Below are 21,420 nucleotides of genomic sequence, written 5' to 3' on the forward strand. Positions count from 1 at the left end.
GTCGAACCGCCGATGGAAGAGAACCCCCGCAGCCTCGTGGTGGGTGGCGTGGTCGTGCTGATCGTGCTCGTGCTGGTCGGGGGATTCCTGGTGTTTCGTGGCGCGCCGGAGCACAAGGTCACGGTCCGCTCGGTGCCGAACGATCTCACTCTCACCCTGGACGGTACGCCGATCGCCGCCAACGGCGAGGTGAAGATCAAGGAAGGCACGCACACGCTGGTCGGCGAGCGGAGCGGCTTCAAGTCGCACACCCAGACGCTCGAGGTCCGCGGCGACACCTCGGTGCGGATGTACCTGTTCGCGAACAGCGCCGAGGGACGGGCCTGGGAGAAGGAGCACCCCGACCAGGCGCTGGAGGCCGAGGCCGAGGCGGGCCGCCGCTATCAGGAGCTGACCGATCGGCTCGAAACCAAGTACCCACTGCTGCAGCAGCTGCCGTACGTCGGCCCGGGCTTCGACGTCTCCTACGGCAACTCGAAGAAGAACCCCGACGACCCCGAGATGATTGCCTTCTACGTGACCATCTCCGACTCCGAGGGCAAGGCCAAGTTCCTGGAGTGGATCCGGGGTCTGGGTCTGGACGTCGAGAAGCTGGAAGTCGTCTACAAGTAGTTTTCCGGCGGTTGTCGGATCCGGTCCGCGGCGTTCGTAGCAGTCTCAGAGGCGGCCGGACGCAGGGCGCCGGGGACAAGGGGTGAAGAGATGACGCAGTACCTGATCTCGTTCGAGGACGGCGCGATGGACGTCACCGAGGAGGAGCTGCCCGAGGTGGCCGACGACGCCCACGCGGTGGTCCAGGAGGCCAAGGACGCCGGGGTTTTCGTCTTCAGCGGTGGGCTGGACTACTCCCGGCGGCACGCAGTGGTGGCGACCGACGGCGGCGTCGTCACCGACGGACCGTACCCGGAGACCAAGGAACTGATCGGCGGACTGATGGTGGTCGACGTCCCCACCTTCGAAGCGGCGCTGGAGTGGGCCGCGAAGGTCGCGGCCGCGTGCCGCTGTGCGCAGGACGTTCGGGAGTTCTTCCCGTTCCGGCGGCCTGAGCTGGAGCGGCCGCGCTGACGCGCTAGCCGCCGTGCGCGCTGACCACGGGCGCCGTGTTGACGGCGCCCGGGCTGATCTGCACACTGACTGATTGTCGGACAATCAGAGGATCCGTCGATCACGGATCAGAGCGCGAAGAGGTGCTTGCATGGGTCAGCCGCTGGGATGGGGTCGCCGTCACCTGATGGTCCGGCCGGACCACTACCGGATCGACTACGTGATCAACCCCTACATGTCGACCCAGGACCAGCCCGACCTCGAGTTGGCCGGCAAGCAGTGGGAGTCGCTGCGGCAGGCGGTCGTCGACGCCGGCGGCACCGTCGAGGTGCTCGAGCAGCGGCCGGACTCGCCCGACATGGTCTACGCGATGAACCTCGGCCTGGCCACCGCCGACGGCCGGGCGATGCTGTCGCACATGCGGTTCGAGCCGCGCCGCAAGGAGTCGCTGTCGGCGGCGGAGTGGTTCACCGCGCACGGCTTCAAGCTCACGCGGACCGGTACCGACGGCGTCGGGCCGCACTTCGAGTCCGGTGACGCGTTCGTGTTCGGTGACAGCCTGGTGGTCGGCTACGGGCACCGGTCCGAGGCGCTGGCGCTGAAGCACCTGGCGACCGAGTGGGACATCCGGGTTCGCGGCCTGCGGATCGCACACGAGGGCATGTACCACCTGGACCTGCCGTTCTGCCCGGTCGACAGCACCCACGCGATGGTCTACCCGCCGGCCTTCGACGCGGCGAGCCGGGCCGCGCTCGAGCAGATCGTGCCGGAGCCGATCGTGCTCACCGACGAGGAGGCGTTCGCGTTCAGCGGGAACTCCGTCGTGGTCGGCGAGACGATCCTGATGCCGGACTGCTCGCCGCGGCTGCGGGAGATCCTCACCGGTCTCGGGCTGCGCGTCGTCGTGCTGGACCTGTCGGAGTTCCACAAGGGCGGCGGCTCGGCGCGCTGCCTGACCAACCCGCTCGATTTCGACCTTTCCGGGATCAGCGTGCCCGGCGGAGAGGTCATTCTGCCGGACTGAGGCCGACTTGCTGGACAGTTTGTACAGTCGCGATGCAAGCTCTTCAACCCCGGTGACGGAAGCCTTAGCCTGCGCACATGACCGCACAGGATGAGGTCCGCTTCCGCTCCTGCCTGGACGACGTCGCGGCTTACAAGCCGGGTCGTCCGCCGGAGCGCACCGACGGCCGGCCGACGTACAAGCTGTCCAGCAACGAGAACCCGTACCCGCCGCTGCCGGGTGTGCTGGCCGCGGCGACGGCCGCTGCCGAGGACATGAACCGGTACCCCGACCACGGCGCGGTCGACCTGCTCGAGGCGCTGTCCGAGCGGTTCGGCGTACCGATCAGCGACCTCGCCGTCGGAACGGGCTCGGTCGCGGTGCTCTACCACCTGCTGCAGGCGGCCTGCACGCACGGCGACGAGGTGGTCTACGCCTGGCGGTCGTTCGAGGCGTACCCGATCGCGGTGCAGCTGACCGGCGCGACGTCGGTCCAGGTGCCGCTGACCGAGGACGCGCGGCACGACTTCAAGGCGATGGAAGCCGCGATCACCGACCGGACCAAGGCCGTGCTCGTCTGTACGCCGAACAACCCGACCGGCCCGGCCGTCCGCCGCGACGAGCTGCTCGCGTTCCTGGACGTCGTACCGCCGAACGTGCTGGTGGTGCTCGACGAGGCGTACCGCGAGTTCGTCCGCGAGCCGGAGACCGTCGACGGCGCCGAGCTGTACCGCGAGCGCTCGAACGTCGTTGTCCTGCGCACCTTCTCCAAGGCCTACGGGCTGGCCGGCTTCCGGGTCGGCTACGCGATTGGTCACCCACCGGCGATCGCCGCGATCCGCAAGTGCGCGCTGCCCTTCGGTGTCAGCCAGGTCGCCCAGGCCGCCGCGATCGCCTCGCTGCGCGCCGAGCAGGAGCTCCTGGAACGGGTCGAGGCCCTCGTCGCCGAGCGGACCCGCGTCGTCGGCGAACTCCGCGCGGCCGGCTGGAACGTCCCGGAGACGCACGCCAACTTCGTCTGGATGCCGCTCGGTGACCAGACCGTCGCCTTCGCCGAGGCCGTCCAGGCCGAAGGCGTCTCGGTCCGCCCGTTCCCCGGCGAGGGCGCCCGCGTCACGATCGGCGAACGCGAAGCCAACGACCTGTTCCTGAAGGTGGCCTGCGCCTGGCGCCGGTGATCCCGGCCGGCGCCGTGGTTAGGTGTCGGCGTGGTCCGACAGACGCAGGTGTGGATTTCAGGAGCCTCGACAGGTATCGGTGCCGCGCTCGCGGCTGCCGTGCCGTGGAACGCCGTTCGGGTGATCGACCTGTCCCGGCGCGGTGGTGGGCCGGCGGGGGAGCACTTCGCTGTCGACCTCGCCGACCCGTCGCAGTGGCAGCGGGTCGAGCAGCACTTCGTGGACGAGCTGGCGGGATTCGACGGTGAGCGGGTCGTGTTCGTGCACAACGCCGGGACCGTGGTGCCGATCGGGCCGGCCGGTGAGGTCGATGCGGCGGCGTACGCGCGGGCCGTGCTGCTGAACTCCGCGGCACCGCAGGTTCTCGGGCGGGCGTTCCTCGCGGCGACGGCCGGGCTGGAGTGCGACAAGCACCTGGTGATGCTCACTTCGGGCGCCGCGAAGAAGGCGTACGCCGGCTGGTCGGCGTACAACGCGGGCAAGGCGGCCGTGGACCACTGGGTCCGCACGGTCGGCCTGGAGCCGAACGGCTGCCGCGTCGTCGCGGTCGCACCCGGTGTCGTGGACACCGCGATGCAGGCGGAGATCCGGAAGGTCGACGAGCAGGCGTTCCCGTCGGTGGAGCGCTTCCGGGAGCTGAGCCGGACCGGCGGACTGAGCACGCCGGAGCAAGCTGCGCGGGGGATCTGGTCTCTGCTCGACCGCCCGCTGCCCAGCGGCTCGGTCGTCGACCTGCGCGACCGCTGACCGAGAACTCCTGGACACACAAGAACGGCACTGGGAAGTAGTGAGGCTTGCTTCCCAGTGCCGTTCGAGGTGGTGCTACCGAGTCAGTCGCCCCACCGAGGCGACGGGTTCGGGTCCTGCATCACTGACCAGGGAGGGTCAGTTGATCTGGATCGCTGACCAGGGAAGGTCAGCTGTTCTGGCCGACTTCCTGCTCGCAGGTCTCGAGCTTGTCGACGCCGTTGTCCTCCTGGTCCAGACCCAGCAGGCCGGTCAGGTCGTTCACCGGCACCTGGACACCCAGGACGTTGACCGGAACGTAGTTGTGGCAGACCTGGAACGGGCCGACCTTGTTCTCGCTGACCGAGATCAGGCCGCTCTCCTCGGCCCGGTACCACTTGCCGTGGTTGCTGTTCTGGCCGGTCTCCTGCTCGCAGGTCTCGACCGCGGTGGCGCGGTTGCCCTCCTGGTCCAGGCCGACGATGCCGACGATGTCGTTGACCGGAACCTGAACGCCCAGGACGTTGACCGGGACGAAGTTGTCACAGGCCTGGAACGGGCCGATCTTGTTCTCGTCGATGGCGATCAGGCCGCCGTCCTTCTCCACCGCGTACCACTTGCTCAGCTTCTTGCCGTGGTCGCCGTAGCCGTCCTTGCTCACCTTGGAGGCCGCGTCAGCAAGTCCGCTGCCGGCCTTCGAGTTGTCCACCATGTTGGCGCTCACAACGGTGGCGAGGCCCAGCGTGGCGACGGTCGCCACAGCAGCGGCAGCGGCAATCTTGCGTGTTACCTGCATTATGCGAGGTTTCCTTTCGGGTCTGACGGATTCGTCTTAGTTGGTAACGACGCCTGGTCACCCCGGTTACAAACTTTTTCGCCGAGTTTTGTTTCGGATCTATGTCAGCCAGATCGCGGCCGGTGACAGACCAGTGGATCGCTGACGCGGCAACAACCAGCCTCTGAGCAGGCAACTTGCCGGTAACTGAGTGCGCAGCGGCTTTCCTGGGCCGCCGCCGGAAACTCGTTCCCGCGAGTTCGGGGTCATCCCGTAACCGATGCCGGATTTCCTCGTTGTGTCATCGCGGGAGACGGATCGCCCGGTGATTCATGGAAGATTTTCGGTGGGCTCGGTGGCCGTCGAATCGGCAATACCATGATGAATCGGTATGTCGTCGCACTATTGCCGGAGTATCGCGCCGTGTTTTTTCGGGGCACAACGCGACCGGCAACTCTGGACCCGCTGCCGCGCGCATCGGCAGCGGTGGGAGACCCGGGCACCCCATGGGAGCCCGGGTCTTTCCTATTGCCCCTCCGCGCGGTCTACGCGGCGGAGTCGCCCTTCGCGGGGGCGGTAACCGAGGTGGCCGCCACCGTGGGCCGCCGCTCGGCGGTCACCACCAGTGCCACCCCCAGGACGACGACTGCCCCGCCGAGCAGGATCGTCGTCGTCACGTGCTCGCCGAGGATCAGCCAGCCGAGCAGCACCGCGACGGCCGGGTTCACGTACGCGTAAGTGCCGATCAGCGAGATCGGTGCGTTGGCCAGTAAGTAGGAGTAGGCCGTGTACGCGAGCAGCGAGCCGAAGACGACCAGGTAACCGAGCGCGAGCCAGCCGTCGGTGTCGACTGCTCCGAGTTGCAGCCGTCCGGGCTCGCCGCGCAGCGCGCCGATCGCGATCATCGCGGTACCGCCGATCGCCATCTCGTACGTCGTCGCGACCAGCGGGTCCTTCGGCAGCCCGAGGCGCGGGGAGAAGCGGGAGCCGATCGCCCAGCTGATCGTGCCGAGCACCAGGATCGCGACCGAGAGTGGCTTCGCGGTGGTGTCGCCGCCGGAGATCGAGAGCAGGGCCGCGCCGGCGAAGCCGATCAGGACGCCGATCCAGGTCAGGACGCGCGGACGTTCACCGCCGCCGACGCGGAGCAGCATCAGCCACAGCGGTACGGCGGCCACCAGCAGCGCGGCCAGGCCGGACGGCACCGTCTGCTCGGCGATCGCGACCGCGCCGTTGCCGAAGGCCAGCAGGAGCAGTCCCACGACGCCCGTGCCGAGCAACTCCCGCCGCGTCACCTTGAGCCGGCGGACGCCGGAGCGCAGGGCGAGAAAGGTTCCGAGCAGCAGCGCGGCGGCGAGGAAGCGCGCGGCCATCCCGAGCATCGGCGGGATCTGTGCCTCGACCACGATCCGGATCGCCAGGTACGTCGAGCCCCAGACCACGTAGACGACGGCCAGCGCCGACCAGATCATCGCGGGCGACGCGGTCCGGGCGCCGGGCAGCGCCGGGACGGCGGGTGCGGAGGCGGTCATCGAACTCCTCGGAGCGTCATGGGTAAAACTGCAAGACGATCCTGACGCTAGTCGTCGCTGGTCCCCGGCGGCAAGTGGATTCCTGCCACCCTCCGACGGTTTCCTGCCGGGTTCACGCGGCGGACAACCGGCCGTCATCGGCTGCCGCGATCGTGACCGCCGGTGCCGTGCCCGCAGGCCCGGCCGAGCGTGAGGAGAAACCAGATGCGCTACACCAGGGTCCTGATGGCTGGGGTGCTGGCTGCCGCTGCGGTGACCGGGCCGGCGGCGGCCGCAGTACAGAACAGAGGACTGACCGAGGTGACCGCCGTCGCCGAGACCGCGCCCAACTGGGACGACGAAGCGGGCGGAGACGCCAACGCCGACGATCCGGCGATCTGGGTCAGCCCCACGCGGCCGGACAGGTCCGTCGTGCTCGGGACGCTCAAGAACGGTGGGCTGACCGCGGTCGACCTCACCGGCAAGCAGCTGCAGCACATCGCCACGCCGCCGGCTCCCGAAGAGGGCCAGGAGCCGGGGCGGTTCAACAACGTGGACTTGGTGCAGGGTGCAGTCCTCGGTGGACGCCTGCGTGACCTGGCTGTGGTGACCGACCGCGGCCGGGACCAGCTTCGGATCTACAGCGTCGACCGCCGCGGCGCCGACGCGAAGAACAAGGTGCTCACCGACGTCACCAGCCCGAAGGCGCCGCTCGTCTTCAGCACCGACACCGCCGAGGTGCAGGACCAGCGCACGGCGTACGGCGTCGCGGTGATCGCGGACCCGCACGGCCCGCTGGTCGCCGTCACCCGGCGCAACGAGGCCCGCATCGGGCTGTTCCGTCTCATCGCGGACGGCGCGAACGTGACCTACACGCCGGTCACCCGGTGGGACTTCCCGACCAGCTTCAAGCTCCGCGACGGCAGCACCTGGGCGCCGTGCGAGGAGCCGGGGGACCGCCCGCAGTTCGAGGGCATGGTCTTCGACCGAACCACCCGCACCCTGTACGCCGCCCAGGAGGACGTCGGCATCTGGCGTGTCCCCCTCACCGGCCGGCCCGAGCTGGTCGAGAAGGTCCGCGAGTTCGGCCAGCCGGCCGCGTACGACGAGGCGACCGAGGAGTGCGCCCCGACCGGCGCACCGGCGCCGGACGCCGGCCGGCACCTCAGCGCGGACGCCGAGGGCCTGACCATCGCCTACCGGAACGGCACCCGGACGCTCTACGCCTCGAGTCAGGGCGACTCCACCTTCGCGGTCTACCGGCTGAACGCACGCGGCCTCACCTACCGGGCCGGCTTCCAGGTCGTCGACGGGCCGGCGGCGGACGGCGTACAGCACAGTGATGGGGCGGCCGTGACGACCCGGTCGCTCGGCGCCCGGTTCCCGCACGGACTGCTCGTCGTGCACGACGGCGAGAACACCCCGCACGACGCCGACCGGGAGGGGACCAATTTCAAACTGGTCCGGCTCGAGCAGTTGCCCTGATCGTCACCCAGTTGTGACACAAAACACTCGGAGCGGGCGAATGGCGTCACAAAGCCCGCTCCGAGCGTGCCGACGGGCCCGGAGATGACCACCTGTCGGACTGGTGTCTCAACGCGGCACGCGTTTCGGTACCGGCGTACGAGTTGGCGTCCAGACAGTTAGCGGATCAACGATCTGCTCGGTACGGTGTCCGGCAAGATGGGCAGTGATACCAGTGAGGAGGTTCACTGCCGGACGGTGCATCAACCTGGATCCACGCGGTCCTGTCTGCGAGGCCTCACCCGGCCGGTCAGGCCGGCAGCGTGCAAGTTGCGGTCGCGGCGATCCCGCGCTCGAACCCCGAGGAGTGCATGTGAGTGAGTCGGTGCCGGGTCTGACCCCGGAAGTGTTCGCGCCCGTCGAGGCGCCGGTGAGTCCACCACAGGCCTCCGAGGAGGTCGAGTTCGTCCAGCTGCTGACGCCCGAAGGTGAGCGCGTCGAGCATCCCGACTACTCCTTCGACCTCGACGACGAGGCGATCAAGGGTTTCTACCGCGACATGACCCTGGTCCGCCGGATCGACACCGAGGCGACCGCGCTGCAGCGCCAGGGCGAGCTGGGCCTGTGGGCCTCGCTGCTCGGCCAGGAGGCGGCCCAGATCGGCTCCGGCCGCGCGCTGAACTCCAAGGACATGGTCTTCCCGACCTACCGCGAGCACGGCGTCGCGTTCTGCCAGGGCGTCAACCCGCTGAACCTGCTCGGCCTGTTCCGCGGTGTCGACCAGGGCGCCTGGGACCCGCGCGACAACAACTTCCACCTCTACACGATCGTGATCGGCGCCCAGACGCTGCACGCGACCGGCTACGCGATGGGCCAGCAGCGCGACCACGCGGTCGGCGACCCGGAGACCGGTGAGGCGACGATCGCGTACTTCGGCGACGGCGCCAGCAGCCAGGGCGACGTGAACGAGGCCTTCATCTACGCCTCGGTCTTCAACGCGCCGGTGGTGTTCTTCTGCCAGAACAACCAGTGGGCGATCTCCGAGCCGATCGACCGGCAGACCCGGATCCCGCTGTACCAGCGCGCGGCCGGCTTCGGCTTCCCCGGCGTCCGGGTCGACGGCAACGACGTACTCGCGACGTACGCCGTCACCCAGCAGGCGCTGAAGCGGGCCCGTGAGGGCAGCGGCCCGACCCTGGTCGAGGCCTACACCTACCGGATGGGCGCGCACACCACCTCCGACGACCCGACCAAGTACCGGCTGTCGGAGGACCTGGAGTACTGGAAGCTCAAGGACCCGATCGAGCGGGTCAAGGCGTACCTGGCCCGGCAGGCCGGCGTCGACCACAACTTCTTCGACGAGGTCGAGGCGGAGGCCGACAAGGTCGCCGCCGAGCTGCGGCAGGGCTGCCTGGCGATGCCCGACCCCGAGCTGACCGACTTCTTCCAGTACGCCTACGTCGACATGCCCGACGAGCTCGCCGAGCAGCGCGACCAGTACGCCGCGTACGCCGCTTCCTTCAACGCAGAGGGCGAGGGCTGAGCCAGATGACGAAGATCAGTCTCGGCAAGGGCATCAACGCGGGCCTGCGGGCCGCGATGGAGAACGACCCCAAGGTCGTCATCATGGGCGAGGACATCGGCAAGCTCGGCGGGGTCTTCCGGGTGACCGAGGGCCTGCAGAAGGACTTCGGCGAGGACCGGGTGATCGACACCCCGCTGGCCGAGTCCGGCATCATCGGGACCGCGGTCGGACTGGCGCTGCGCGGCTACCGGCCGGTCTGCGAGATCCAGTTCGACGGGTTCGTCTTCCCGGCGTACGACCAGATCATCAACCAGGTCGCCAAGATGCACTACCGCTCGATGGGCAAGCTGCGGATGCCGATCGTGATCCGGATCCCGTTCGGCGGTGGCATCGGCGCGGTCGAGCACCACTCGGAGTCCCCGGAGACGCTGTTCGCGCACGTCGCCGGTCTCAAGGTGGTCGCCTGCGGCGACCCGGTGGACGCCTACTGGATGATCCAGCAGGCGATCAGCTCCGACGACCCGGTGATCTTCCTGGAGCCCAAGCGGCGCTACCACGAGAAGGCCGAGCTCGACGAGAGCGTGCCGCCGGCGTACCCGCTGCACCAGGCCAAGGTGGTCCGTGAGGGCACCGACGCGACGCTGTTCTGCTACGGCCCGATGGTGAAGACCTGTCTGCAGGCGGCCGAGGCCGCGGTCGAGGACGGGCGCAACCTGGAGGTCGTCGACCTGCGGACCATCTCGCCGCTGGACCTGCGCACGATCTTCGCCTCGGTGAAGAAGACCCGGCGCGCGGTCGTCGTGCACGAGGCGCCGTTCTCGCTCGGCCCGGGGGCCGAGGTCGCCGCGCGGGTGACCGAGGAGTGCTTCTACCACCTGGAGGCGCCGGTGCTCCGGGTCGCCGGGTACGACACTCCCTACCCGCCGTCGCGGATGGAAGAGGAGTACCTGCCCGACCTGGACCGGGTGCTCGACGGCGTCGACCGGGTGATGGGGTACTGATGGGCATCCAGCAGTTCCGCCTCCCCGACGTGGGCGAGGGTCTGGTCGAGGCCGAGATCGTCAGCTGGAAGGTCAAGCCCGGCGACACGGTGAAACTGAACGACACGGTGGTCGAGATCGAGACCGCCAAGTCGCTGGTCGAGCTGCCGGTGCCGTTCGCCGGTACCGTCGCCGAGCTGCTGGTGCCGGAGGGCGAGACGGTCCCGGTCGGTACGCCGATCATCGCCGTCGAGACCGCCGACGCCACTCCCGGCGACCTGACCCCACCGGTCACGTCGGGGACGCCGAAGGAAGACCTCGTTCCCGACATCGAGAACGGCGGCACCGGCCGCACGGCGGTCCTGGTCGGCTACGGCCCCCGGACGACGGAAGCCAAGCGCCGCCCCCGCAAGGGTGGAGCCGGCTCGGCAGGATCCGCAGTCGCCGGGGCTGCGCAAGCAGCGCCCGCGCCGCAGGCCGTGCCCGCACCGGCACCGGTCGTCCCGGCACCGCCGCCCGTAGCGGCTCCCGCTCCCACCCCCGCCGCGGCAGCTGTTGCCTCCGGCAACGTGCACGTGCTGGCGAAGCCGCCGGTCCGCAAGCTGGCCAAGGATCTCGGCATCGACCTCACCACGGTGACACCGACAGGTCCCGGCGGGATCATCACCCGCACCGACGTGGAGAACTACACCGCCACACCGGTTGCCACCGCGCCCGCTCAGCCGTACGCCGTACAGCCCGGTCAAGGCGACACCCGGATCCCCGTCAAGGGGGTGCAGAAGGTGATGGCGCAGGCGATGGTGGCCAGCGCGTTCACCGCGCCGCACGTGACCGAGTGGATCACCGTCGACGTCAGCGCCACGATGGAGCTGGTCGAGCGGCTCAAGCAGGACAAGGCGTTCCGCGACCTGCGGGTCTCGCCCCTGCTGATCGTCGCGAAGGCGGTCACGCTCGCGGCGCGCCGGACGCCGATCGTCAACGCGGCCTGGGACGAGGCGAACCAGGAGATCGTGCTCAAGGGCTCGGTCAACCTCGGCATCGCCGCGGCCACCCCCCGCGGGCTGATCGTGCCGAACATCAAGGGTGCGGAGTCGCTCACCCTGCCGGACCTGTGCCGGGCCCTGAACGACCTGGTCGCCACCGCCCGCGAGGGCAAGACCTCGCCGGCCGACCAGGCCGGTGGCTCGTTCACGATCACCAACGTCGGCGTCTTCGGCGTCGACGCCGGAACGCCGATCATCAACCCCGGCGAGGCCGCGATCCTCGCCTTCGGCGCGGTCCGCAAGCAGCCGTGGGTGGTGAACGACGAGATCGTCCCGCGCTGGATCACGACGCTGGCGCTGTCGTTCGACCACCGCCTGATCGACGGCGAGAAGGGCTCGATCTTCCTCGCCGACGTGGCGAGCATCCTGGAGGATCCGGCCCGCGCGCTGATGTTCTGACCAGTACGACAAAGCGGCCCGGGTGCGTGAGCACCCGGGCCGCTTCGTTTGCTGCTACCGCGTCACCGGATGCGCGTGACCGCGTCCAGGGCGTCGGCGATGCCCTCGCCGTAGAAGGCGTTGTTGGCCGTCGTGCCGGTGCAGCGCGGGTCCGGCGTGGTCGGGCAGGCGGTGTCGTCGGCCTGACGCTGCAGGGCCTTCTCCAGTTCGCGCGGACCCCACCACGGGTGCGCGGACTTCATCAGCGCGGCGACGCCGGCGACGTGCGGGGACGCCATCGAGGTGCCGCTCTTCGTGCCGTAGCCGCCAGGAATCGTCGACAGGATGGCGCTGCCGGGGGCCGCGACGTCGATCTTGCCCAGGCCGAAGTTCGAGAAGCTGCTCTTGACCCGCGCCTGGGTGGTGCTGGCGACGGTGATCACGCCGGGCAGCTCGGTCGGGATGTCCAGGCAGTCGTTGTTGATCTGCCGGGTCACCGCGGTGCTGTCGTTCGGGCTGGAGGTGTCGGTGGTCTTGTTGGCCAGGTCGTAGTTCGAGTTGCCGGCCGCGGCGACCGACAGGACGCCCTTCTTGGTCTGGTAGTCCATCGCGCGGCGGACCGATTCCTGGACCGCGCCCTGGTCACCGTCGTCGTCACACCAGAACATCCACGGATCGATGAAGTAACTGTGGTTGGTGACGTCCATGTGGTGCTGCGCGGCCCAGATGAAACCGCAGATCGCGTACTCGGGGTAGATGTAGCCGTCGTCGTTCACGACCTTCACCGAGGCGATCCGCACTCCCGGCGCGACACCGACGATGCCGACGCCGTTGCGGGCCGCGGCGATCGTGCCGGCCACGTGGGTGCCGTGGTCGCTGGTGGTCTGGCGCCAGCCGCCCGGCGTGGTGTCGGCAACGCCGTTGCCGGTGCAGTTGACCGAGTTCTTCGCGTCGAAGTTCGGCTTCAGGTCCGGGTGCTGGTCGTCGACGCCGCTGTCGGTGACACCGACCAGGACGCGCTTGGAGCCGTCGGTGACCTGGTGGGCCTGGTCGGCCTTGATCTGGACCATGTCCCACTGCTTGGACTCGTCCGGGTCCGGAACGACCGTCGACTCACCGGCGTTCAGCCCCTTGGCGGCGGCCTGCTTGGCGGCGCCGACCGGGCCCTCGGACACGGGCGCGGTCCGGGTCGCGCCGACCGACTGCACCTCGCGGCCGTTGCGGCCGGCCCGGACGTCGGTCCGGAAGTTCGGGTTGGTCGACTGCGCGATCACCACCCCGATCTCGTCGTACGACGCGACGACGGTGCCACCGGCGGCCTCGACCGCCTTCTCCACCCGGGCCACGTGGGGCTTGGTGGCCTTGGTGTTCACCACGTAGTTCATCAGGATGCCAGGCTCGGCCGCGGCGGTGGTGCCGCTCGAGGGTGCGAACGGGGCCGCCTGGGCGGCGGTCGCGGCGCCGGCGGTGGTGAAGGCCAGGGCCGCCACCGCCAGGCCGGCGCTCAGCCGGCGGGTACGTGAGCTTCGGGACACACTCTCTCCTCGGTACACAGAGCGAAACGGAACGGCAACGCTGCGAGCCTAGAGCGGTTTGCCCTCGCCAGGCAGGTATTTGCTCAGGTCAGGGGGAATCCCGCAGGTTATCCACACGTTTATCCACACCATGTGGACGCAAACGGCTGATTGAACGCCGGTGCTAGGATAGATACAACAGAGATACCAGTCGTAGTTTAGGAGAGTTGTGGACGGCGGGGTGCCCGGCGATCAGCCGGTGCTGGGGGACGAGACAGCAGAGATCGCTCGTGTGGTGGCGGAGGCGGCGCCGGGGGTGGAGAAGATCCCGGCCGCGGAGCGGGTCTACGCGTACGTGAAGGCCGCGATCCTGGACCGGGTCTACCCGGGCGGGGAGTTGCTGACCGAGGGCGAGTTGGCGACGGCGGTGGGCGTGTCCCGGACGCCGGTCCGCGAGGCGCTGCTCCGGCTGGAGGAGTCCGGCCTGGTCAAGCTGTACCCGAAGAGGGGCGCGCTGGTCCTGCCGGTGCTGCCGCAGGAGATCAACGACGTGCTCGAGGCACGCGAGCTGATCGAGACGCACGCCGCCAGCAAGGTCTGGCCGCGCCGCCGGCAGCTGATCGAGGTGCTGACCGCGAAGGTCGACGAGATGCGCGCGCACCGCAAGGCCGGTGACACCAAGAGCTTCCTCGAGGCCGACCGCGCCTTCCACGAGGCGATCGTCGGCGCCGCCGGCAACGAGATCCTGGCCAAGCTCTACAACAGCCTGCGGGACCGTCAGGTCCGGATGGGCGTGCCGGGCATCGAGGTCCAGCCGGCCCGGATGGACAAGTCGATCGTCGCCCACACCGAGATGATCGAGGCGCTCGGCGGCAACAGCGTGAAGCGTTTCCGCGACCTGGTCGTGTCTCACATCGAGGTGGCCGCGGCGGATCTGCGAGGGGTGCGGTGACCGAGCTCCTCTTCCCCCTGGGCGGTCGGCGAGCCTGGGCGGTGTGGGCGGCTGCCGTCTTCACCTACCTGATCACCGTGCTGCACCGCGGCTCGATGAGCGTCGCGGGCCTGCAGGCGGCCGAGCGCTTCGACATCTCGGCGTCCGCGCTGGCCAGCTTCACCGTCGTCCAGCTCACCGTGTACGCCGCGATGCAGGTCCCGGTCGGCATCCTGCTCGACCGGTACGGCTCGAAGCGGCTGCTGATCACCGCGTCCGGCCTGCTGTTCGTGGCCCAGTCGGCGTTCAGCCTGGTCGACTCCTACCCGGCGGCCCTCGCGGCCCGGGCGGTGCTCGGCATCGGCGACGCGCTGGTGTTCATCAGCGTGCTGCGGGTGGTGATGTCCTGGTTCCCGGCGCTGCGGCAGCCGGTGATGTCGCAGGCCACCGGCATGCTCGGCGGCATCGGCGCGATCGTCTCGACGGTCCCGATGGCCGCGGCGTTCCACCACTTCGGCTGGACCGGCACGTTCGCGGGCGCCGCCGCCCTCAGCCTGCTCACCGGCCTGGCCGTCCTGTTCCTGATCAAGGACACCCCGTACGACGAACCGCTGCACCGCACGAAGCAGTCGCTCGGCGAGGTCCGGCACAACCTGCGCCGCGCCTGGCGCGAGCCCGGCACCCGGCTCGGTCTGTGGACCCACTTCACCACCAGCTTCTCCGGGTCCACCTTCGGTCTGCTCTGGGGCTACCCGTTCCTCGTCCGCGGCCAGGGGCTCGCTCCAACCACTGCCGCCGCGCTGCTGATCGTCCCGGTGCTCGCCGGTCTGTTCTACGGCCCTCTGGTCGGCCGGTACGCCGCCCGCTTCCCGTTCTACCGGTCCTGGATCGTGCTGGCGGTGATCAGCGGTTCGGTGCTGATGTGGACCGTCGTCCTGCTCTGGCCCGGCCAGGCACCGATGCCGGTGCTCCTGCTGCTGATCGTCGTCCAGGCGGCCGGCGGTCCGGGGTCGATGCTCGGGCTCGACTACGCCCGGACCTTCAACCCGTCGACCCGGTTCGGCGCCGCGAACGGCATGGTCAACACCGGTGGCTTCATCGCCACGCTGATCTCCATCGGTGTGGTCGGGATCCTGCTGGACGTGTCGTCCGGCGGCGCTCCGCAGGAACTCGGCGACTTCAAGTTCGCGCTCGCGTTCCAGTACGTGCTGTGGGCGATCGGCACGCGGCAGATCCTGAAGTACCGGCGCAAGGCCCGCGGCAACCTGGCCCGGTACAACCCGGAGGCCTACCAGGCGCTGCTCGCCAACCGGATCATGCCGCTGAAGGGCTGAGACAGCGCGCTGGCACGGGCTACCAGCCCAGTGTCAGGGCGGTGCCAGCGCACCGGTGGACGGTGGTTCCCGAAGACACGAAGTCATCGGGAGGAAGCAGATGTCCACAACGAACCGGCCCGCCATCGTGGCGGAAGGCCTGGTCAAGAAATACGGGAGCACGACCGCACTGGACGGCGTGGACCTGACCGTGCCGACCGGCACGGTGCTCGGCGTGCTCGGCCCGAACGGCGCGGGCAAGACGACCGCCGTCCGGATCCTCGGCACGCTGCTGACGCCGGACGGCGGGCACGCCGAGGTCGGCGGGTACGACGTGGTCAGGGAGGCCGGCCGGGTCCGCGAGATCATCGGCCTGACCGGGCAGTACGCGTCGGTCGACGAGGACATGTCCGGCCGCCGCAACCTGGTCATGATCGGCCGGCTGATCGGTCTGTCCCGCCAGCAGGCGCGGTCGCGGGCCGACGAGCTGCTCGAGCGGTTCGAGCTGACCGGCGCCGGTGACCGGGTCGCCAAGACCTACTCCGGCGGTATGCGCCGGCGCCTCGACCTGGCCGCGAGCTTGGTCGGCAACCCGAGCATCCTCTACCTGGACGAGCCGACCACCGGGCTGGACCCGCACGCCCGCAACGGCGTCTGGGACACCGTCCGCAACCTGGTGCTCGACGGTACGACGGTCCTGCTGACCACGCAGTACCTGGAGGAGGCCGACGCGCTGGCCGACTCGATCATGGTCTTCGACCAGGGCAAGGTGGTCGCCTCCGGGCGGCCGGCCGAGCTCAAGGCCCAAGCCGGCAAGCAGTCGCTCGACGTCCGCCCGGCCGAGCCCGGCCACCTGGAGCGGGTCGCCGCGATCGTCGCCGAGTCGGTCGGCACCCGGCCCACCGTCGACGTCGTCAACGCGCTGGTCAGTGTCCCGGTCAGCGACGGTACGTCGATGCCGGTCGTCGTCCGCCGGCTCGACGAGGCCGGGATCGCCGTCACCGAGCTGTCCCTGCGGCTGCCCAGTCTCGACGAGGTGTTCCTCGCCCTGACCGGCCACGTCGCCGAGCAGGAGTCCACCGCGGTTCTGGAAGGAGCGGGCCGATGAGCACCGCCGCGTTGTCCCCCACCGGCCCGGCCGCGCAGCACGCCGTACGCCGTAACCACCCGTTCGCCTGGGTCCAGCAGAGCCTGACGCTGGCCTGGCGCAACATCGTCCGGATCAGGCAGAACCCCGAAGCGCTGGCCGACGTCACGTTCCAGCCGATCATCTTCCTGGTGCTGTTCCTGTTCGTCTTCGGCGGCGCTGTCTCCGGAGGCGGCGGCTGGCGCGACTACCTGCCGTACCTGCTGCCCGGAGTCCTCGTACAGTCGGTGGTGTTCTCCACCCTCGGCACCGGGGTCGCCCTGAACGACGACTTCGCCAAGGGCGTCTTCGACCGGTTCCGCAGTCTGCCGATCGCGCGGGTGTCGCCGCTGATCGGTGCGGTGCTGGGCGACGCGATCCGCTACCTCACGTCGATCGTGATCCTGATGGTCACCGGCTTCGCGCTCGGCTTCCGGTTCGAGAACGGTGTCGGCTACGGACTGCTCGCGCTGCTGCTGGTGCTGGCGTTCGCACTGTCGCTGTGCTGGGTGTGGGTCTGGCTCGGCCTCAAGCTGAAGACCGCGCAGGGTGTCCAGGGCGTCGCGTTCCTGGTGATGTTCCCGCTCACCTTCGGCAGCCCGATCTTCGTCCAGGCCAGCACGCTGCCGGGCTTCCTGCAGACCTGGTCGAAGATCAACCCGATCAGCTATCTGGTCGACGCGATGCGCGGCCTGATGATCGGCGGCGACCTGCAGAAGCCGCTGCTGGTCACGCTGGCCTGGATGGCCGGCCTGATCGCGGTGTTCGCGCCGCTGGCGATCCGCGCGTACCGCCGCCGCACCTGACGGCGTACCGCCAGAACGCGAGGGCCGGAGCGGACCGCTGCGGCCCTCGCGTCGCCGGGTCGGCCACTGCTTCCCAGGGTGCTGACAAGACCTTGCTCAGAGTGACTAAGATGAGCGAGTCACGCACGGGGTAGCGACAAGAGGTGTTATGAGCGATCCCTCCGTGCGCCGGTACTCCGGTCGTTCGGTCGACGAGTGGAAGGCCGCCAGGCGGGAGCGCCTGCTGGACGCCGCGCTGGAGCTGTTCGGGACCGACGGCTACCCCGCGACCTCGGTGGAACGCCTGTGCACACAGGCGAAAGTGTCCACCCGGCACTTCTACCACGAGTTCCAGAACAAGGAAGCCGTGCTGCTCGCGGTGCACGCGCAGGTGATCGAGCTGGCGGTGCGCAGTACCGGCGAGGCACTGGCCGCGACCGCGGACGCACCGGTGCGGGAGCGGATCACCGCGGCCGTCGACGGCTACCTGCACACGATCATGACCGATCTGCGCCGGGCCAGGATCTCGTTCGTCGAGGTGGTCGGGGCCAGCCCGGCGGTGGAGGAGCAGCGGATCGCGTTCCGCGAGCTGCTGATCTCCAGCGTGATCACGATCGGCGAGGCGGCGGTGGCGCGCGGCGAGATCACCCGCAAGGACTTCCGCTTCATCGGGTTGTGCTTCATGGGGGCGGTGAACACGGTCGTTTACGACTGGATGCTGACCGACCCGCGTCCACCCGAGCAGCAGGTCCAGGAGGCCCTGCGCGAGCTGGCCGTCAACCTCATGACAGGAGGCCGGGAAGCCGATCCGGCGGTGGGCTGAACCGCTTGCCCAGTTCGGCCATCGCGTCGTCGTGCCGTAGCCCCGCCGCGGACTGGAAGGCGGCCTCGTAGCGACTCTCACCGAGCGCCGCCACGGTGTCCTCGACGGTACGCCGTACCGAGGCGTCGGGGATCGTGCGCGCACCGCGCAGCGCGCTGGCCAGACCGAGGGTGCGGGCAGCCAGTTCCGCGTCGCCGGCCAGCAGGTCCACTGCCGCCACGACCTCGATCACGCTCGACGCGATCGGCATGTCCTCGGTGATCAGCGCCAGCCCAGCGGCCTGGCCGACGGTCCGGCGCGCGTCCTCAATGTTGCCTCTGGCAACCATGATCCGGGCCAGTTCGGCCAGCGCCATCGCTTCGCCGTGCGGCGCCATCCGCTCGGCCTTCGGATCGAGCATCGTGAGTGCCTGCTCGGCCAGCGCGAGCGCCTCGTCCAGCCGTCCGGACATTCGGTGCAAGGCGGCCATGCCCATCAGCGCGAAGCCCTGACTGCTCCGCCCGCCGGTCTCGTCGGCCAGCCGCCGTGCTTCGTGCAGGTCGGCCCAGGCGCCGTCGAGGTCGCCCAGCTCGGCGCGGCTGCGCGCGGCCTGGCCGAGCAGCTGGGGCAGACCTTCGCTGGTGCCCAGCTCGCGGACCAGTCGCAGCGCCTCGGTCACCGCGTCCAGCGCCTCCTGATGATTGCCGTGGGCCGCCGCGTGGGAGGACAGGCCGCGCAGCGCGAGCGACGTGCCCCACCGGTCGCCGAGGGTGCGGAAGCCGTCGAGTGCGAGCTGCAGGTCGGCGGCCATCTGCTCGACGTCGCCCTCGTTCTCGCGGAACATCGCCGACATCATCACGGCCATGTTCCGGGTCCAGGCGTCCTGGCTCGTCCGGGCCTCTTCGAGCTGCCGGAAGGCGGTCGCCTTGTCCCGCCGGATCGCGGCCCAGGCCGCGTTGGTGAACCAGCCGATGGCGGACTCCCGGACCTCTTCGTGCCGCCGGCCGAGCAGCCGGACCTCGGCCAGTCCACGCATCGCCCGGGTCACCGAGTCCGACGGGTCCGTGCCGTTCGACAGTGAGCCGATCGAGTACAGCATCACGGTCGTCGCACGCGCCATCGGCTCGGTCGATCCCGGTACGGCGAGGGCGGCCTCGAACCACGCCACCGCTTCGGACGGACGGCCACGCATGTTCCAGTACTCGCCGAGCGTGGCGACCAGCCGCAGCGACTCGTCGGCCCGCCCGGAGTCGATCGTGGTCCGCAACGCGTCCAGCAGGTTCTCGTTGTCGGCGTCCATCCGGGCCAGCCACTGCAGCTGCTCGCCGGTCCGCAGCTTCGGACCGCCCTTGCGCAGCAGGTCACCGAAGTACGCCGCGTGCGCCTGCCGAACCTGGTCGACCTCACCGGCGGCGGCGAGCTGCTCAGCGCCGTACGCCTTGACCGTCTCGAGCATCCGGTAGCGGACCGATCGGTCGTCGGCAGCGGCCTCGACGAGCGACTTGTCGACCAGCGACGCCAGTACGCCGAGCACAGCTTCCGGTGGCAGACCCGGTCCGCTGCAGACCTGCTCGGCCGCCTCCAGCGTTGCGCCGCCTGAGAAGCGCGACAGGCGCCGAGCGACTGCCTGCTCGTCGGGCTCCAGCAGCTCCCAGCTCCACTCCACGACGGCGCGCAAGGTCTGATGCCGCGGCAACGCCGTACGGCTGCCGCTGGTCAGCAGGCGGAACCGGTCGGTCAGCCGGTCGACGATCTGCGGCGGGGTCAGCGCTCGGAGCCGGGCCGCGGCCAGCTCGATCGCCAGCGGCATGCCGTCCAGCCGGCGGCAGATCTCCGCGATCGGCTCCCGGTTCGCGTCCGTGACGGCGAAGTCCGGCCGCACGGCCCGGGCTCGGTCGACAAACAGCCGCACGGCCGGGTAGTCGTCGTCGGTCGCACCGGCCGGTGGCAGGTCGAGCGGTCCGACCTGGTGCAGGTGTTCGCCGGGGATGCCCAGCGGCTCGCGACTGGTGGTGAGCACCCGGAGCCGCGGGCACTCGGCGAGCAGCGAGTCGACCAGTCCGGCGACCTCCTCGACCAGGTGCTCGCAGTTGTCGAGTACCAGCAGGATCCGGCGATCGGCGATCACCTCGACCAGCCGGTCCGTCGCGGCGCGACTGGTGGGGAATCGGCTGGGCGTCAGCGTGGTCTGCAGGGTGTCGACGTACTCGCTCGCGCCCAGCGTCGACAGCACGGCCGGAGCGACGTCGGCCGCATCCGCCAGCGGAGCCAGCTCGACGAAGTAGATGCCGTCACCGCTCTGACTCACCAGGGTCCGGCTGGTCTCGGTCGCCAGCCGCGTCTTGCCGGCACCCCCGGGCCCGACCATGGTCACCAGCCGGGTCCCGTCGCTCAGCTGGCGCGACAGCTCGGCGACGTCCTGCGCGCGCCCGACGAAGCTGGTCAGGGGAGTCCGCAGGTTGTTCCGCGGCTTCGCCGCCGGAGCCGGTACGGCGGCAGGAGCGGGTGGGGGCGGCGGGTCGAGCGTGTCACCCCGCAGCACCGCCAGGTGTACGCCGCGCAGCCGCGAGCCGGGGTCCGCGCCGAGCTCCTCGGCGAGCGTCGTACGGACTCGCTCGTACGCCGCGAGCGCCTCGGCCTGACGCCCGTCGGCGGCCAGCGCGCGGATCAGCAGCTCGTGCGGGCGCTCCCGCAGCGGGTGTGCGAGGGCGAGTCGCTCCAGCTCGGCCACCACGTCGCGGGCGTGACCGGTGGCGATGCCTGCCTCGGCCAGGTCCTCCGCGGCGCCGAGTCGCAGCTCGCTCAACCGGTCCGCCTCGACCTGGGCGAACGGCAGATCACGCAGGTCGGCCAGAGCCTCGCCCCGCCACAGCCGGTCGGCCTGAGTCAGCAGCGTGCGGGCCTGGGCCGCGTCGCTGGCAAGTAGTTGCCGCCCGCGCCGAGCCAGCTCCTCGAACTGGACCGCGTCGACGCAGTCGGGTCCGATCGTGAGCGTGTAGCCGGCCGGGCCGGACTGGACCGAGATGCTCGACTCGGTCGCGGGCAGACTGGCCCGCAGCCGGGAGACCAGCGACTGCAGCGCGTTCGCACTCGGCGGCTCGCTGCCCCAGAGCCCGTCCACCAGGGTGTCGACCCCGACCGGGCGACCCGCGCCGAGCGCGAGCCTGGCCAGCAGTCCGCGCAGCCGGACGCCGCGGACGTCCAGCGGTGAACCGTCGGCCGCCCACATCGCGAGTGGACCGAGCACCGCTATGCGCACCCCTCCAGCCTCCCACAGCACCCGCTCAAACCCCCTGCCGTTTGTCACAGCCTTTCCCCTAGA

Annotated in this window: 18 protein-coding genes; 14 read left to right on the top strand and 4 right to left on the bottom strand. The window is 69.9% G+C overall.

Annotated features, from left to right (window positions below; translation table 11 throughout):
* Positions 1-12: 12 nt before the first annotated feature.
* The 5 genes from BWI15_RS33595 to BWI15_RS33615 all read left to right on the top strand — a co-directional run bounded on the left by BWI15_RS33595 (position 13) and on the right by BWI15_RS33615 (position 3,972).
* Positions 13-612, top strand: coding sequence for a PEGA domain-containing protein (locus BWI15_RS33595; protein ID WP_077018520.1), 600 nt, complete (start codon positions 13-15; stop codon positions 610-612).
* Between the two features lie 90 nt (positions 613-702).
* The gene (locus tag BWI15_RS33600; protein ID WP_077018521.1) at positions 703-1,065 is read left to right on the top strand and encodes a YciI family protein; all 363 of its coding nucleotides are present in this window, start codon (positions 703-705) and stop codon (positions 1,063-1,065) included.
* A gap of 130 nt (positions 1,066-1,195) precedes the next feature.
* Positions 1,196-2,068, top strand: a complete 873-nt coding sequence (locus tag BWI15_RS33605) for a dimethylarginine dimethylaminohydrolase family protein (protein ID WP_077018522.1) — start codon at positions 1,196-1,198, stop codon at positions 2,066-2,068.
* Positions 2,069-2,145: 77 nt separating this feature from the next.
* A complete protein-coding gene (hisC, locus tag BWI15_RS33610; protein WP_077018523.1) occupies positions 2,146-3,225 on the top strand; it encodes a histidinol-phosphate transaminase in 1,080 nt (359 codons plus the stop codon).
* Between the two features lie 30 nt (positions 3,226-3,255).
* Positions 3,256-3,972: an SDR family NAD(P)-dependent oxidoreductase gene (locus BWI15_RS33615; RefSeq protein WP_083751157.1), complete on the top strand. Its 717-nt coding sequence runs from the start codon at positions 3,256-3,258 to the stop codon at positions 3,970-3,972.
* A gap of 169 nt (positions 3,973-4,141) precedes the next feature.
* On the opposite strand, the gene BWI15_RS33620 is transcribed toward BWI15_RS33615, so the two are convergent.
* Both BWI15_RS33620 and BWI15_RS33625 read right to left on the bottom strand, forming a co-directional pair.
* Positions 4,142-4,747, bottom strand: a complete 606-nt coding sequence (locus tag BWI15_RS33620) for a hypothetical protein (protein ID WP_077018524.1) — start codon at positions 4,745-4,747, stop codon at positions 4,142-4,144.
* 524 nt (positions 4,748-5,271) lie between these two features.
* The gene (locus BWI15_RS33625; RefSeq protein ID WP_077018525.1) at positions 5,272-6,258 is read right to left on the bottom strand and encodes an EamA family transporter; all 987 of its coding nucleotides are present in this window, start codon (positions 6,256-6,258) and stop codon (positions 5,272-5,274) included.
* A 204-nt stretch (positions 6,259-6,462) separates the two neighbouring features.
* Here BWI15_RS33625 and BWI15_RS33630 point away from each other — a divergent pair, with 204 nt between their 5' ends.
* The 4 genes from BWI15_RS33630 to BWI15_RS33645 all read left to right on the top strand — a co-directional run bounded on the left by BWI15_RS33630 (position 6,463) and on the right by BWI15_RS33645 (position 11,648).
* Positions 6,463-7,722 (top strand): phytase, encoded by a 1,260-nt coding sequence (locus tag BWI15_RS33630; protein ID WP_077018526.1) that lies wholly within the window; start codon positions 6,463-6,465, stop codon positions 7,720-7,722.
* Between the two features lie 352 nt (positions 7,723-8,074).
* A complete protein-coding gene (gene pdhA, locus BWI15_RS33635; protein WP_077018527.1) occupies positions 8,075-9,244 on the top strand; it encodes a pyruvate dehydrogenase (acetyl-transferring) E1 component subunit alpha in 1,170 nt (389 codons plus the stop codon).
* A gap of 5 nt (positions 9,245-9,249) precedes the next feature.
* Positions 9,250-10,227, top strand: a complete 978-nt coding sequence (locus BWI15_RS33640; RefSeq protein ID WP_077018528.1) for an alpha-ketoacid dehydrogenase subunit beta — start codon at positions 9,250-9,252, stop codon at positions 10,225-10,227.
* Positions 10,227-11,648 carry a dihydrolipoamide acetyltransferase family protein gene (locus BWI15_RS33645; RefSeq protein ID WP_077018529.1) on the top strand — a complete coding sequence of 474 codons (1,422 nt, stop codon included), beginning with the start codon at positions 10,227-10,229 and terminating at the stop codon, positions 11,646-11,648. The genes BWI15_RS33640 and BWI15_RS33645 overlap by 1 nt, the downstream gene beginning before the upstream one ends.
* Before the next feature lie 62 nt (positions 11,649-11,710).
* Here BWI15_RS33645 and BWI15_RS33650 read toward each other — a convergent pair whose 3' ends face one another.
* Positions 11,711-13,162: a S8 family peptidase gene (locus BWI15_RS33650; RefSeq protein WP_077018530.1), complete on the bottom strand. Its 1,452-nt coding sequence runs from the start codon at positions 13,160-13,162 to the stop codon at positions 11,711-11,713.
* 208 nt (positions 13,163-13,370) lie between these two features.
* Between BWI15_RS33650 and BWI15_RS33655 the strand changes: the two genes are divergently transcribed.
* From BWI15_RS33655 to BWI15_RS33675, 5 genes are all read left to right on the top strand, one after another.
* A complete protein-coding gene (locus BWI15_RS33655; RefSeq protein WP_237771574.1) occupies positions 13,371-14,093 on the top strand; it encodes a GntR family transcriptional regulator in 723 nt (240 codons plus the stop codon).
* The gene (locus tag BWI15_RS33660; protein ID WP_077018531.1) at positions 14,090-15,406 is read left to right on the top strand and encodes an MFS transporter; all 1,317 of its coding nucleotides are present in this window, start codon (positions 14,090-14,092) and stop codon (positions 15,404-15,406) included. The genes BWI15_RS33655 and BWI15_RS33660 overlap by 4 nt, the downstream gene beginning before the upstream one ends.
* 100 nt (positions 15,407-15,506) lie before the next feature.
* Positions 15,507-16,493, top strand: a complete 987-nt coding sequence (locus tag BWI15_RS33665; protein ID WP_077018532.1) for an ATP-binding cassette domain-containing protein — start codon at positions 15,507-15,509, stop codon at positions 16,491-16,493.
* On the top strand, positions 16,490-17,317 hold the full coding sequence (locus tag BWI15_RS33670; RefSeq protein ID WP_077018533.1) for an ABC transporter permease: 828 nt from the start codon (positions 16,490-16,492) through the stop codon (positions 17,315-17,317). The genes BWI15_RS33665 and BWI15_RS33670 overlap by 4 nt, the downstream gene beginning before the upstream one ends.
* 148 nt (positions 17,318-17,465) lie before the next feature.
* Positions 17,466-18,119, top strand: coding sequence for a TetR/AcrR family transcriptional regulator (locus tag BWI15_RS33675; protein ID WP_077018534.1), 654 nt, complete (start codon positions 17,466-17,468; stop codon positions 18,117-18,119).
* On the opposite strand, the gene BWI15_RS33680 is transcribed toward BWI15_RS33675, so the two are convergent.
* Positions 18,079-21,357 (bottom strand): ATP-binding protein, encoded by a 3,279-nt coding sequence (locus tag BWI15_RS33680; protein WP_077018535.1) that lies wholly within the window; start codon positions 21,355-21,357, stop codon positions 18,079-18,081. The genes BWI15_RS33675 and BWI15_RS33680 overlap by 41 nt on opposite strands.
* Between the last annotated feature and the right edge of the window lie 63 nt (positions 21,358-21,420).

This window comes from Kribbella sp. ALI-6-A (assembly GCF_001984195.1).
In the GTDB taxonomy this organism is placed as follows: Bacteria; Actinomycetota; Actinomycetes; order Propionibacteriales; family Kribbellaceae; genus Kribbella.

Excerpts from the sequence above, each read along its gene's own strand:
- BWI15_RS33620 (WP_077018524.1), bottom strand. The coding sequence starts at position 4,747 with ATGCAGGTAACACGCAAGATTGCCGCTGCCGCTGCTGTGGCGACCGTC.
- hisC (WP_077018523.1), top strand. The coding sequence starts at position 2,146 with ATGACCGCACAGGATGAGGTCCGCTTCCGCTCCTGCCTGGACGACGTC.
- BWI15_RS33675 (WP_077018534.1), top strand. The coding sequence starts at position 17,466 with ATGAGCGATCCCTCCGTGCGCCGGTACTCCGGTCGTTCGGTCGACGAG.
- BWI15_RS33600 (WP_077018521.1), top strand. The coding sequence starts at position 703 with ATGACGCAGTACCTGATCTCGTTCGAGGACGGCGCGATGGACGTCACC.
- BWI15_RS33670 (WP_077018533.1), top strand. The coding sequence starts at position 16,490 with ATGAGCACCGCCGCGTTGTCCCCCACCGGCCCGGCCGCGCAGCACGCC.
- BWI15_RS33665 (WP_077018532.1), top strand. The coding sequence starts at position 15,507 with ATGTCCACAACGAACCGGCCCGCCATCGTGGCGGAAGGCCTGGTCAAG.
- BWI15_RS33625 (WP_077018525.1), bottom strand. The coding sequence starts at position 6,258 with ATGACCGCCTCCGCACCCGCCGTCCCGGCGCTGCCCGGCGCCCGGACC.
- BWI15_RS33630 (WP_077018526.1), top strand. The coding sequence starts at position 6,463 with ATGCGCTACACCAGGGTCCTGATGGCTGGGGTGCTGGCTGCCGCTGCG.
- BWI15_RS33640 (WP_077018528.1), top strand. The coding sequence starts at position 9,250 with ATGACGAAGATCAGTCTCGGCAAGGGCATCAACGCGGGCCTGCGGGCC.
- BWI15_RS33595 (WP_077018520.1), top strand. The coding sequence starts at position 13 with ATGGAAGAGAACCCCCGCAGCCTCGTGGTGGGTGGCGTGGTCGTGCTG.
- BWI15_RS33605 (WP_077018522.1), top strand. The coding sequence starts at position 1,196 with ATGGGTCAGCCGCTGGGATGGGGTCGCCGTCACCTGATGGTCCGGCCG.
- BWI15_RS33645 (WP_077018529.1), top strand. The coding sequence starts at position 10,227 with ATGGGCATCCAGCAGTTCCGCCTCCCCGACGTGGGCGAGGGTCTGGTC.